Genomic DNA, 12,120 nt, shown 5'->3' with positions numbered 1-12,120 from the left:
TGGGTGGCTTGCGCAAAACGCGACACAAGGGGCTGGAGAAGCTCTCCGGGCAGGCCTTGTTCACCTTTGCGGCCTACAACCTGACACGGTTGCTGAATCTGATGCGGCCAGCGGTGGCATAGGGATCAGTCCGTCTGCCAGTTGGCCGTTGCAGAGGGAGGGGGTGAAATACCCGGCAAGATTGGCCTTGGCGTGCTTCCGGCGCCGAAAAAAATAAGGGGAAGAACATAATTCGCAGGAAGTGGGGAGTTTCTCACCAGCCTGTTAGCCCCCCACCCCATACACCTTGGCCATCTTCGGCCCCGGGCCGGTTCGGGCTTGCAGGCTGGATTGCACCTTGCCCTGGCGGGTGAGTTTGACCAGTGCCGAGGCGATTTCGGCGTTGTCGAAGGCGAAGTCGAGCTGGGCGACGATTTCGCCGCAGAACAGCGGGCGCGGGGCGGTGGCAAGCAGGCGGACGATTTGCGCGCTGGCGCCGTTGCCGCGTGGTGGTTTCAGTGTGGCGGGCTGAGCGGTGGCGGCAGGTTTGATCGCTGGTTCACGCGCAGCTTCAATCGCGCGGGTGGCGTTGTGGGTAGTGGCGGTCATGCGTGTTCTCCGGTCCGGATGGGCTTGAAGCGGCTGTGGGCGGCCGGTTCCAGCGTGGTGTAGCGGGCGTTGCTCATGCCCGGGCGGCGGGCGGCTTGCTGTTTGCTGCGGGGTGCAGGCGGCTAACCTGCGGATTGGCGGCGCGCGCGGTGGTGGGCCGGTTGTTGCGCTGTTTCATGCATGGCGGTCTGCGCGCTGGTGGACAGATCATTCGGCATTTTTCGATTATTTCTTCACCCAAATGCGGCGATTTTGATGAGCGCCACACGGGTCTCTGGTGCAATTCGGGCCACGCCCCCTCACAGCTCGCCCCCCTCACAGCTTGCCCCCCTCACAATTCCCCCTCCCCCAGCCCGCTGTAGCGCGGCTGCGGTGTGGGGCGACGCCAGTGCGGGTCGGGCTGGAGGGTGAAGCGGGTCCATTCGCCGCGCCAGCCGCATTGCAGGTGCTGGCCGCGTTCGCCCATGCGCTGTTTGGCGACGATGATTTCCGCCTCGCCGGGGTTGCGGTCGTTGCCGTAATAGCCGGGGCGGTGCAACAGCAGCACGGTGTCGGCGTCTTCTTCCACGCAGCCGGAATCGCGGATGTCGGTCAGCGTGGGCGCGCGCACCTGGCCGCCCTTGGCGCTGTCGCGGTTCAGCTGGCTGACCAGCAGCACCGGCACCTGCAGTTGCTTGGCCAGCGCCTTGAAGGCTTTGCTCGCGTGGCCCAGCGCCTGGGCGCGCTGCTCGTGGCCGGGCATGGCCAGCAGGCCCAGGTGGTCGATCACGATCAGGTCCACACCGTGGCGCAGCGCATGGCGCTGGGCGCGGGCGCGCACTTGCGCGGCACTGAGGCCGGCGCTGGCGTCGATGCTGATGGGCCAGCCGGCCACGTCGGCGGCGGCAAGCTGCAGGCGCTGCGCTTCGTCGGCATCCAGCTCGCCGGCCAAGAGCTTGCGCAGGTTGATGCGGGCACGCCCGGCGGCCAGGCGCAGGCCGAGCTGGGCTTCGCTCATTTCCAGCGAGAACACCAGCACGCGCAGCCCGGCGCGCGCGGCGGCTTCGGCGCCTTGCATGGCCAGCGCGGTCTTGCCCATGCTGGGGCGGCCGGCAATCACGATCAGCTCGCCGCGCTGGTAGCCCAGCAGGGCTTCATCCAGCACCGCCAGCCCGGTGGGCAGGCCGCTGCGCGCGCCGGGGTGCAGGCGGCGCTGATCGAGCTGCTGCATGGCGTGCGCCAGCGCTTGCGCCACCGGCCGGGCTTCGTCGCCGCGTACTTCGCCGGTGATGGCGTGCAGCGCGGCCATGCCACGCTCGATGCGCTCGGCCAGGCTCAGGCCGTCGGCATTGGCGGCCAGCGCCTGCAGCTCGACGCCCACGCTGGCCAGCCGCCGCGCCAGGGCGTGTTCCCGCACGATGTCGGCATAGCGGCCGATATTGGCAGCGGTGGGCGTGGCGTCCACCAGGCTGCCCAGATAGGCCAGCCCGCCGCAGCGCGCCAGCTCGCCACGCTCGTCCAGCACTTGCGCCACGGTGACGGCATCCACCGGCAGACCGTGCTGCAGCAGCGTGCCGAGCGCGGCAAACACCAGCCGGTGCGTATCGATGGCGAAGTCGTCCTGCGCCAGCTCCAGCGCGGCCAGCCGCTCGGGCGCCAGCAGCGCGCCACCCAGCAGCGCTTGCTCGGCCGCCACGTTGTACAGGCGCTCGCTCATGCCCTGCCCTCCAGCTCGGCCGTGGTGGGGAACTTGCCCTCCACCACCTTGAGGAAATTGTCGGGCAGCAAGAACCAGGCAAAGTCTGGCCGCCAGCCGTTGGGGCTGTCGCCGCGCAAAAAGGGCGTGTCGGCCACGCGGGCAAAAAAGCGCTGCCAGTAGGCAATGCCCTGCGCGGCGCTGGCGTATTTGCCGGCCTGCCAGCGATCACGCCAGCGCGCCTGCAGGTGCTTCTTGCGCGTGGCGGTCAGCTCGCGGCTTTGCGGCAGCTGGGGCAAGGCGGTGTTGTATGCAGCGCGGATGGCCTCGTACGGGCACGGCGGCATACGGCCAGCCGGCGTGTCTGTATGGCTAGTGGCTAGTGGTTGTTGGCTTGGGTTAGCGCCGGGTTCCGTTTCGGTTTGCAGCTGGGTTTGTGGCTGGGTTTCCAGCCCGGTTTGCAGTGGGGCTTGCGCCGCATCGTGGCATGCCATGCCGTCGTCGTCGCCCAGGCCATCCAGCGTATCCGGCAGACCCGGCTGCTTGCGCGGGCGGCCACCCAGCTTGCCCACCTCGCGGTTGCGCGCTGCTTTCTCGCTCGCCTCGCGAATCTCGCGTTCGCAGCGCGATTGCAGCCACGCGCCATCGTGCAGGCGGAAATACTCGCCCAGCACCGCCTGCAGCGCCGCCAGCTCATCCTCGCCGCGCGCGCCGATCAGCCGCGCCGCCTGCCCATCGGGGATGCCCGCCTCGCGGGTGTAATACACATCCAGCAAGCGCATATAGATACCGTGCTCCAGCAGCGACAAATGCGCCGTGTCTTTCAGGTAATCGCCAATGTGGCGCTTGTAGTAATTCATGCCGGCTCCTGGCCGCGCGGCTGCGCCAGTTGCGTCAGCAAATGCGTCATCGCGGCATGAAACGCCGCCGCATCCAGCCCGGCCGACGGCGCGCCGGGCAGCGCAATCGCCACCAGACCACCCGGCAACCACACATCGGGCCTACCGTTCGTCGGCTGGTTAACATCTCTGGTTGGGCCACAATCACCCTTAAACTTACCTTGGTTAGCACCATGGGCGCACATCAAGCGGGGCCGGCAGGCGGCGGCCCGAACACAACGAAATAGCATCACAATCCTCGTGGGAAGTAAACGAAACGGCACGGGGCGATCAGCCCCGCAGCAACTCCAGTTGCAAATCAAGCTGCAACGCGGAAACCGGCCGCCCGCGCGGCGTCGGCAAGGCAGGCGGCGCTGCCGCGCGTGCCTGTTCATACAACTGCGGATACAACAAAGACAGCCGGTGTGCGCTGCCGGCAGGCACCTCGCCATCGGCCGGCCATTTGGACACCGCCGCCGGCGAAATGCCCAGCGCCCGCGCAATCCGCGCCTTGGCGCCCCGGCCACCCCCGAAAAAACGAAGTACAGTCAGCGTTTTCATGCCTACAATGTTAACTTAAGTTAGTTTTAAATGCAATCCAAAGTTAGCAATTAGTTTGTTAACCTTGGTTCACATCATCAACCAACCTTCGCCACCGCCATGACCACCCTTGCCGAACGCCTGCGCCAGGCCCTCACCACCGCCCAGGACCGCCACCCCGCCGAGCGCATCACCCAAGCCTGGCTGGCGCGGCAAGTCGGCATCAGCACCGCCGCCATCGCCAAATGGTTCAACGGCGGCACCCGCAGCCTGGAAGGCGAAAACCTGCTCAAGGCCTCCCGCGCGCTGGGCGTCAGCCCCGACTGGCTGGCCGCCGGTCGTGGCCAGATGCAAGCCGCCAACCTCGGCCCCGCCATCGACACCCCGCTGCGCCCGGTGCGCGCCATCGACAACCCCGACCAGATCGAGCACGACATCTTTGAAGTGCCGCGCTACACCCTGCGCGCCTCGGCCGGCCCTGGCGAGCCGGTGCTGGAAATCGATGAAAAAGGCACCCCCAACTACTGCCGCAGCGAATGGGCCAAGCGCGAAGGGCTGGAGCAGGACAAACTGTTCAGCATCGTCGCCCGCGGCGACAGCATGGAGCCACGCATCCCCGACGGCGCCAGCATCACCGTGCACAAGCAGAACAGCATCAGCAACAACCGCATCCACGTGCTGTGCTACCAGGGCGAATGCTATGTAAAGCGGCTGATCAAGCAAATGGACGGCTCCCTCATCGTCCGCTCCGACAACCCCGACTACGACGACTTCCGCCTGACCCCGGACATGATGGACGAGGTGTATATCGTTGGGCTGGTGGTGAGTGTGGCGTTTAATTTGTGAGCACGCTCAGCGCTACGGCATTGGCCGGCACGCCGGTTTGCCGCCATGCCGAAATCCGCCGCATTGAATACACCACTGGCGGCATGCTTGCCGTTCACGTACACGACATCGATACGCATGCACACTGGCTGGTGAGATTCGACGAAGTGGAAGCCTTTCGCGTTGTCGACGAACTGCATTTGCTCACCTATTGGCCAACCTGCTCAGCGCCGAACGGCTGGCTGTATCGCATTGACCAGCAGGGTTGGCTCAGCGAAGAACAGCAGCGCCCCGGTAGCAACCTCGCGTTGATCAGCGGTGTGCAAGAATATCTGGTGGCGGGCATCTGCGAGTGCGTGTCGGTGCTGAGCCGTGCTGCGCCAGCAGTCACTGCCGCAGCGACCGGCGGTTAGCGCTGCCCAACCCAGCGCAGCAGGGTCAAACGGGGTCAGTACCGTCTTGAACGTCAAGCTTGGGCATCGCCAATTGTGCATCGAACGGCATGCCTGAGCGCACTACCCCGAAGATCAGATGCGCCAGCTTGCGCATGGCCGCGCCGACCACGGCCTCGGGCGCCAAACCGTTGGCGTGCAGCCAGATCGTCGCGCACGCCCGAATCCGCTATGCTGAGCGGCATTACCTTACAATAAACAAAAGGAATGCCATGTACTTGCCCGACGATATCATCCAGGAAATAGTCGACTACGTACGACAGGAATTCGGCGAAGACCCGGCAGACCCCGCCTCGCTACAACCCGAGCAGGTTGCATACCGGGGCGAATTCGACCTTGACGGCGTGCCCACGCACTACTGGCAAGTGGGGCGCAACGTCTGGGCCACCGTCGCACCATATGGCGACGACTGCTACAGCATCGACATCACCGACGTCTCCCCCACCCCGGCCCCGGCAAGCGACGCCTACAGCACGCTATACGTGCGCAACTTCGATGGCGACGTCGACCTGACCATCCCGCTGACTGCCAGCTCCGGCGGCAGCTACTCGCTCGGCCGCTACCAGCCACTGGCCCTGCCAGACGGTGAACAACTGGAAATCTACGCCGAAGCCCACCCCAACAGCAGCCCACCGCTGGTGTTCATCGGCATCAACGACGGCGACGACAACCAATACCTGCGCGGCGCAGTCGGCCTGTCCTTCAACTACACCACCCGGCGTGGCAGCCTGCTGCTGTTGACGCTGGGGGTGGTGCGGTGAGGCGGGTAGCCGAATAACGCATGCTCAACAGTCCATTTCTTGAATTCGTGCAGGAAAACGCCCGGCCGTCCGGGAATTTCTCCGTCGGTCTGCCTGAGTTCCACTCCGAAATCGTAGCGGATATCGAGCTCGCTGCACGCGGGCATGAGAGCCAACGCATTGCCCGCGACCATGTCATCGATCATGTCATCGTGCCGCTATTGGCGCTGGCCAATGATGTCCGATTCTTTTACACCGCATATACGCCGGATGGCTTTGGCGGCGAGGGCGCGACCCTGCCACAAATTCTGACCAAAGTCGGGCGTCAGCTTGGGCTGGTACCGGGTATCGACCCCATTGAAGGTTTCCGCCAATTCTGGGGAGGCTGGAGCAAGGAGCAGCCGCAGCAGAACAGTCGCGGCTATGTGCTGTTCATGATTGAAAACCCCGCTGCAGCGCTGAGCCCGATCTTTGCACATTGCTACGATCCCGGCGTAGTGAACCCCAGCAGCATCAAGAAATCGATGGGGCGCACCCTGAATGCGCTACTGACAGAGAAACTGCAGGAAAATCCCGCAGCAACTGCCATCGTGCTCGGCTACATTGGCTCACTGTCCAATCTAACCGTACTGCCGGGGCCGGACGTTTTTGATGCACGCTTGAATGAAGCGATTTGCGCCACCAAAACCTATGAGCGGTATCGCGTGGATTTTAACTACGACAATCAGTCCTGACGACTTTGCCTGCATGGTCGATTTTTCTGTTTTTTATTCATTGGCCGGGTTGCATGCAAAAAAACAAGGCTTGGACCCAGCCCAATAAAAATCTGGTTTAATTCTGACGGAGATATAGCGATGCAATTGCCAGCGGGCATTGAACAGGAATTAGTCGATTACCTGCATCTTGAACAAGGAGAAGATGCTGCCGATCCAAACGCAACCCGCGTCGAGGATTTGCGCTATGAAGGTCTGTTCGAGGTCGATGGCGTACCAACGCATTTCTGGCGCGTTGGCCCTGGCAACGAAAACTGGGTGACTGTGGAGCCACGCGGTTATGCCTACTGCATCGGCTCTACCTCCGCCACGCCGCTTCCTGTCCGCAAGGCAGACTACTACAAGACGCTGCAGGTCACCGAGTTGCGCAATGGCACACAACATCGCTTTGCCCTTGAGCATCACGGTGGCGGCGACTACGAACTGGCCGATGAAACACCGCTCACATTAAGCAATGGCAGCGTCTTGCTACTCTATGCGACTGCCAATAGCCAAAGCGCTCCACCCATGTTGTTCTTGCACCTGACCGAGGGCGACAAGGAATACCACGTCAGCAGCGCGCTCTTTTTTAATGCCAGCTACACCACGGAGTGCGGTGAAATGCTGGTATTCGAGCTGGGCTACCGCCCCGATGCGACCGATTGGCAAGCATAGTGCAGTTCGCTCGCGGCCAGCGCCATCCCGGTTCATGCACAAAGCTACGCAGAGCATTCTGATCGCCATGCGTGCAGCACGACGGCAGCGCCCCCTGCGCACCGCCCCCAAGCGGGCAGATAACCCCGTCCTCGAATGACGCAACCCGCCCCGCTCCTCACGTCACGCCTGCAGCTCGTCCCGCTTGCCGACCCGCACCTGCCGGAGTTGCAGGGCCTGTGCAGCCCGAGCCTGGCCCCGCCGCATGCCGAGCCTGCCACCCTGCAACAGTTACAGCAGCATGTGGCGCATGCCCGCGATCATTGGGCCACATGGGGCATCGGCAGCGTGGCCATGCTGCATGGTGGCAAGGCCATCGGCATGATTACCTTGCTGATCAACCCCTTGCACGAGTGGCAAATGGGCTGGGCGGTATTGCCGGGCTACCAGGGGCGCGGCTTTGCCCGCGAGGCTGCCGCAGCCCTCATGCGCCATGCCGGTCGGCACGCTGCGCTGTGGCCGCTGACGGCCTATGTATTGCGCGCCAATCTGCGCAGCACGCGGCTGGCGCAGTCGCTGGGGTTTCGCGCCGTGGCGCAGCGCGTGATTGATGGCGAGCTATCGATACGTTATGTGTGCGAGGTGATGAACAGTCCATGATTATCCGATACGGTCAAATCATCATGGCACAACGTCCTTGCGACAGATCCATTCTACGAATACGGCCTGTTGCATGAAAATACCGCCGGCAATCGCCCATACGCCTGCCGTTCGTTCCCCCTACGCCTGCCAAACACCAGCAATACCGGCCAGCCTGGATACTCCCCCCTGCGGGCGACATTAGGGCCTGTTAACACTTATTTCGCGCTTGCGCTGGGCCGCAAAGAGGTCAGCTACAAGGCACGCAACGCAGGCAATAACCGGTTATTGCCAAGGCGCGTAACGCCGTAGATGGCCTCTTTGCGGCCCAGCCCTGCGGGTTCGGGGTATTTCGGGCGGTTCGCTGCGTTGCAAACCGCTTGCGGTACCCGTACCGCGGCGCGCTTCGCGCCTTGCGCTCCATCCCGAACTACCCCGAACGCAAGCGTGAAATAAGTGTTAACAGGCCCTAGCTGCACGGGCCATGCAGCTTGTACTGCCTGTGTTTCGCGTACCTTGCCAGCCCCGCCTCAGCGGGTTTTGCCAGCCGCGCTCAATGGCGCATTCTTAAACGAAATCAGCACTAAATTCATCATTGTTCGTAAGCATGTGTCGGGGGTGATGTTACAATCTGCCGCATGCCAACTTCCGCCGGCGGCACCATGCCGGTGTTCATGGGTAACCATCATGCTCCGCCGTTTTGCCATCCTCTTTGCTGCATTGCTGACGCTGACGTCACCCTGGGCCTGCTCCGCCGTCACCTATGGCGTTGCCGTTTCGCGCCACGGGCAGAATTTCTACACCATTGAGGGCAGCAACGTGGTGCTGCAGACCCAGTTTTGCTACACCGCGGCCAATAGCGCTTCGGCTACGCTGACCATGAATGTCTTCTCCAGCACGCAAGATGGCAGCATTACCTTCACGGATGACCGCAGCAAATGCGCTGTACTTGGCGCCTACGGCCCGGTGCAGATGGGTGCGGGCAGCACCACGGCCAACCTGGCCTATCTGGATAACGGTCTGTTTATCGATACGGCGCAAGACCTCATTGTTCAGGCAGATCTGCAATGCAGCGCCATCTATAACGGCCAGGCCACGCTGGTGCTCAACAGCAGCGGCCTGAGCTACCGGGGTGGGCAAACACTGGGCAAGATTCAGTTTCGCCCCGACAACGTGGTCAGCTCCTGCGGATTGGCCGGCATCTTCAAGCGCACCAATCTGAGTAATCCTGCGGCGCCTGATGCTGGCCCGGCGCTCAGCAATGTTGGCGTTGCAGATGTAACGGCCAATAGTGTCTCGCTGCGCGCCACGGCGTCTCAAAATACCACCGTCTATTGGCTGCTGGCCTCGCCTTTTGCCGTAGCGCCAACCAACAAGCAGATTGTTGCCGGCGTTGACGGTAGCGGCAAAGCCCCATTGCAGAAAGGCAGCGGCTCGTTGCAAGCCGGGATCAGCAGCAGTTTTGCCATTCAAAAGCTGCTGCCGCTGTCCGACTACCAGATTTTCGTCGCAACCCGGAACGCTGATGGGCAAATGGGCATGCTTTCAGCGCGCACAGGCTTCAGCACGCCTAGTGCCACCCAAAGCTCAATCGGGCTCAGCGTGCCTGACATCAGCTGGGCGGGTTCAGGCAGGGCCCTGATGTCCGCCACTGCCGATCAGGATGCCACCGGTTACTGGATGATCCTGCCCCAGCAAGCCCCAATGCCAGACATCACGCAAGTCGTCGCCGGCGTCGATGCCAGCGGCGCGCCCGCGCAGCTGCGTGGCTACGGCCCCATGAAAGCCAATACGCCAACATCGTTCTGGATCGCGAATACGCCAATGGCCAACCCGATCAATCTGTATATGGTTGCGCGCAATGCAGCGGGGCAATATTCAGCGCGCCAATACTCAACCAATACCTTGTGGCCCTCCAACTCCACACGACCCGATGTCAATCCGGAAAACGGGTGGTGGTGGAATCCGGACGAAGGTGGGCGCGGCTTCTCGATCGAGATAAACAACACAGGCAATCCAATATTCGATCGGGTGTTCTTTGCCGGCTTCATGTATGACGATAGCGGCAGGCCAATCTGGTACACCGCCAGCCTTAGTCGCAGCTCCGGTAGCGGGTCGTTCTATGGCACGCTGCTGAGCTATACCGACGGCCAGTCGCTCGATGGTGCCTGGCGCAGCCCGAACTCGCATGTGACAGGCAAAGTCACGCTGATGATGATCAATACGCGACAGGCGACGCTGCAAATCGAAATCGAGGGGCTCAGACCCATTTCGTTCAATATCGAGCGCTTTCCCATCGTCAGCAACGGGCTGGCGCAAGCACCTGTCAGCGGTAGCCCGCAAACGGGCTGGTGGTGGAATCGCAATGAAGGTGGCCGGGGCTACTTTATCGAGGTGCAGGGCAATACGGCCTTTATCGCCAGCTATATGTATGACCCCGATGGCAAGCCCGTGTGGTACATCACGCAGAACAGCATGGCTAGCCCCAATTTCTATTCGGGCGCCCTGGTTCAGTACGGCTATGGTCAGGTACTGACTGGCGATTACTACAGCCCTGCGGTCACCAACCCCAATGTTGGCAATGTCATCCTCCGCTTCTTCAACGCCAAAGAAGGCGTATTGGTGCTGCCCAACGGGATCTCAATCGACATTGAGCGCTACATCTTCTAGGGCCTGTTAACACTTATTTCACGCTTGCGTTCGGGGTAGTTCGGGATGGAGCGCAAGGCGCGAAGCGCGCCGCGGTACGGGTACCGCAAGCGGTTTGCAACGCAGCGAACCGCCCGAAATACCCCGAACCCGCAGGGCTGGGCCGCAAAGAGGGCATCTACGGCGTTACGCGCCTTGGCAATAACCGGTTATTGCCTGCGTTGCGTGCCTTGTAGCTGACCTCTTTGCGGCCCAGCGCAAGCGCGAAATAAGTGTTAACAGGCCCTAACCCGTGCCGGTACCGAAATGCGGCAGCTTGCCAGCAACAGGAGCATCGCGCATGAAAATCAGCCACGCCATCATCCTGGCGCTATCCTGCGGCGCTGGCGGCCTGCTGCTGGGCGGCTATCTGGGCTGCAACTATGGCCTCGATCTGCAACAAGGCAGGCTTGATGCCTTTGCTCAATCCAGCCGGCAAGCAGAAACCAGCATACACCTGAAGTTGCTCTACACCCTGCGCCGCCAGCAACCCGAGCAAGCCACGCACCTGCTGGAAACACTGCTGGAGGGCGATGAAACCGGATTGCGCGCCTGGCAAAGCACGGACAGCAGCCCGGCCCTGCAAAAAAGCCTGGCGCAAATTGCCAACTATCGCGCCAGCTATCCGCGTGCGCTGGCTCCCGCCCCTTGAGAGTCGCTAACCAAACCCCGCTGGCGGCGTTACGCTCACTGGCCGTACGTTTTGTACTGTCTGCGTTTTGCGTGCCTTGCCAGCACTGCTACACCGGGTTTTTTTAGCGGCTCTAACCTGTTCGGACTCAGGTAGAGCCGGCCACCAGGGCCGTCAATGGCAAGATTGAAACGCGAAATATGGGGTCAGGTCTCAATGCTGTTTGTTTAGGTCAAAAAGGCCAATCAAAAACATCGCCGCAGGCTGATTTGATATGAAGAAAAAACGTCTAACCAAACAGTATTGAGACCTGACCCCGAATCTCCATCTGCCCTCACGTTTTAATACCCAGGAGCTAGCCATGTCGGACCAGGAAGACATCATCACCGCACAAATCTGGGCGCTGGTCCGGGAGTATCTGCAGCAAGCAACGCCCGAGGCGCTGCATGTATACGCCGCCCGCTCCAACTATGACGACAACGACAAAGGCCTGCGCTTGCTGATCGACAATCCCAAACTGGATCGCGGCACGGCCTTGTTATTGTTCTGGTATCTGGGCGCCGACTATCACGCGCGCCGCACGGTGGAAGAACTTGAAGGTGATGAGCTTGCCGCAGACGACTTGATCCAGCTCGTGCAAGCCCGCTTCATGGGCGGCTTTTATACCGACAGCAATATCTTCTTCAGCCCGCGCCATAGCGATCTGCGTCCTGATGATTACGAGTCAGACGGACCGATCAAGCGCGAGATTCCGGCCATCATGTATCTGCCGACCGATGGCCTGACCAATGTGGACCTTGACGACAGCAACTACGACGAAGGCTTGCCGCTGCCGGTAGTGCATCGCATTTTTGCGTTGCTTGATTAAGCGACCTCCTGCATCGAGCCACACAGGCCTCGCCGCACTCGCACCTGGCAGCATCTACCGGTGGCAAAGCCGGCACCGTATTGCGCCAGCTCGGTATGGGTGAGTAGCCCGACGGCCAGCAGCGTGAGCAAGCTGTGTCGGCGCGCTAGGGCCTGTTAACACTTATTTCACGCTTGCGTTCGGGGTAGTT

Annotated in this window: 14 protein-coding genes; 9 read left to right on the top strand and 5 right to left on the bottom strand. The window is 61.9% G+C overall.

All coding sequences use genetic code 11. From position 1 onward, the window contains the following. Positions 1–264 precede the first annotated feature (264 nt). The 5 genes from B9A19_RS21335 to B9A19_RS21320 all read right to left on the bottom strand — a co-directional run bounded on the left by B9A19_RS21335 (position 265) and on the right by B9A19_RS21320 (position 3,702). Positions 265–588 (bottom strand): hypothetical protein, encoded by a 324-nt coding sequence (locus B9A19_RS21335; protein WP_084093171.1) that lies wholly within the window; start codon positions 586–588, stop codon positions 265–267. A gap of 331 nt (positions 589–919) precedes the next feature. Beyond that, positions 920–2,284, bottom strand: a complete 1,365-nt coding sequence (locus tag B9A19_RS21330; RefSeq protein ID WP_084093170.1) for a replicative DNA helicase — start codon at positions 2,282–2,284, stop codon at positions 920–922. Then, complete coding sequence (locus B9A19_RS22845; protein ID WP_084093169.1) at positions 2,281–3,123, bottom strand: YdaU family protein; 843 nt, start codon at positions 3,121–3,123, stop codon at positions 2,281–2,283. The genes B9A19_RS21330 and B9A19_RS22845 overlap by 4 nt, the downstream gene beginning before the upstream one ends. Next, positions 3,120–3,257 (bottom strand): hypothetical protein, encoded by a 138-nt coding sequence (locus tag B9A19_RS22730; protein WP_176217056.1) that lies wholly within the window; start codon positions 3,255–3,257, stop codon positions 3,120–3,122. Before B9A19_RS22730 ends, B9A19_RS22845 begins: the two co-directional genes overlap by 4 nt. A gap of 175 nt (positions 3,258–3,432) precedes the next feature. Next, a complete protein-coding gene (locus B9A19_RS21320; protein ID WP_084093168.1) occupies positions 3,433–3,702 on the bottom strand; it encodes a helix-turn-helix domain-containing protein in 270 nt (89 codons plus the stop codon). Positions 3,703–3,801: 99 nt separating this feature from the next. On the opposite strand from B9A19_RS21320, the gene B9A19_RS21315 reads away from it, so the two are divergent. The 9 genes from B9A19_RS21315 to B9A19_RS21275 all read left to right on the top strand — a co-directional run bounded on the left by B9A19_RS21315 (position 3,802) and on the right by B9A19_RS21275 (position 11,930). Next, positions 3,802–4,527, top strand: a complete 726-nt coding sequence (locus B9A19_RS21315; protein ID WP_084093167.1) for an XRE family transcriptional regulator — start codon at positions 3,802–3,804, stop codon at positions 4,525–4,527. Beyond that, positions 4,524–4,919: a hypothetical protein gene (locus B9A19_RS21310; protein WP_084093166.1), complete on the top strand. Its 396-nt coding sequence runs from the start codon at positions 4,524–4,526 to the stop codon at positions 4,917–4,919. The genes B9A19_RS21315 and B9A19_RS21310 overlap by 4 nt, the downstream gene beginning before the upstream one ends. A 257-nt stretch (positions 4,920–5,176) precedes the next feature. Beyond that, entirely contained in the window at positions 5,177–5,719 is a 543-nt protein-coding gene (locus tag B9A19_RS21305; RefSeq protein ID WP_139799044.1) for a hypothetical protein, read from the top strand. 20 nt (positions 5,720–5,739) lie between these two features. Then, the gene (locus B9A19_RS21300) at positions 5,740–6,432 is read left to right on the top strand and encodes a hypothetical protein (protein WP_084093164.1); all 693 of its coding nucleotides are present in this window, start codon (positions 5,740–5,742) and stop codon (positions 6,430–6,432) included. Between the two features lie 120 nt (positions 6,433–6,552). Further along, positions 6,553–7,125, top strand: a complete 573-nt coding sequence (locus B9A19_RS21295; protein WP_084093163.1) for a hypothetical protein — start codon at positions 6,553–6,555, stop codon at positions 7,123–7,125. A 135-nt stretch (positions 7,126–7,260) separates the two neighbouring features. Then, complete coding sequence (locus B9A19_RS21290) at positions 7,261–7,764, top strand: GNAT family N-acetyltransferase (RefSeq protein ID WP_084093162.1); 504 nt, start codon at positions 7,261–7,263, stop codon at positions 7,762–7,764. A gap of 519 nt (positions 7,765–8,283) precedes the next feature. Beyond that, on the top strand, positions 8,284–10,413 hold the full coding sequence (locus tag B9A19_RS21285) for a hypothetical protein (RefSeq protein WP_139799043.1): 2,130 nt from the start codon (positions 8,284–8,286) through the stop codon (positions 10,411–10,413). 319 nt (positions 10,414–10,732) lie between these two features. Next, positions 10,733–11,083: a hypothetical protein gene (locus B9A19_RS21280; protein ID WP_084093160.1), complete on the top strand. Its 351-nt coding sequence runs from the start codon at positions 10,733–10,735 to the stop codon at positions 11,081–11,083. Positions 11,084–11,423: 340 nt separating this feature from the next. Then, positions 11,424–11,930, top strand: coding sequence for a DUF4274 domain-containing protein (locus tag B9A19_RS21275; RefSeq protein ID WP_084093159.1), 507 nt, complete (start codon positions 11,424–11,426; stop codon positions 11,928–11,930). Positions 11,931–12,120 lie beyond the last annotated feature (190 nt).

The sequence above is a fragment of the Andreprevotia lacus DSM 23236 genome (genome assembly GCF_900176275.1).
Taxonomy (GTDB): Bacteria; Pseudomonadota; Gammaproteobacteria; order Burkholderiales; family Chitinibacteraceae; genus Andreprevotia; species Andreprevotia lacus.
This window is presented reverse-complemented; position numbering and strand designations above follow the sequence as displayed.

What these genes read in the sequence shown, in the direction of transcription:
- B9A19_RS21315 (WP_084093167.1), top strand. Translation starts at nt 3,802, where the DNA reads ATGACCACCCTTGCCGAACGCCTGCGCCAGGCCCTCACCACCGCCCAG.
- B9A19_RS21280 (WP_084093160.1), top strand. Translation starts at nt 10,733, where the DNA reads ATGAAAATCAGCCACGCCATCATCCTGGCGCTATCCTGCGGCGCTGGC.
- B9A19_RS21330 (WP_084093170.1), bottom strand. Translation starts at nt 2,284, where the DNA reads ATGAGCGAGCGCCTGTACAACGTGGCGGCCGAGCAAGCGCTGCTGGGT.
- B9A19_RS21275 (WP_084093159.1), top strand. Translation starts at nt 11,424, where the DNA reads ATGTCGGACCAGGAAGACATCATCACCGCACAAATCTGGGCGCTGGTC.
- B9A19_RS21320 (WP_084093168.1), bottom strand. Translation starts at nt 3,702, where the DNA reads ATGAAAACGCTGACTGTACTTCGTTTTTTCGGGGGTGGCCGGGGCGCC.
- B9A19_RS21335 (WP_084093171.1), bottom strand. Translation starts at nt 588, where the DNA reads ATGACCGCCACTACCCACAACGCCACCCGCGCGATTGAAGCTGCGCGT.
- B9A19_RS21295 (WP_084093163.1), top strand. Translation starts at nt 6,553, where the DNA reads ATGCAATTGCCAGCGGGCATTGAACAGGAATTAGTCGATTACCTGCAT.
- B9A19_RS21290 (WP_084093162.1), top strand. Translation starts at nt 7,261, where the DNA reads ATGACGCAACCCGCCCCGCTCCTCACGTCACGCCTGCAGCTCGTCCCG.
- B9A19_RS22845 (WP_084093169.1), bottom strand. Translation starts at nt 3,123, where the DNA reads ATGAATTACTACAAGCGCCACATTGGCGATTACCTGAAAGACACGGCG.
- B9A19_RS21300 (WP_084093164.1), top strand. Translation starts at nt 5,740, where the DNA reads ATGCTCAACAGTCCATTTCTTGAATTCGTGCAGGAAAACGCCCGGCCG.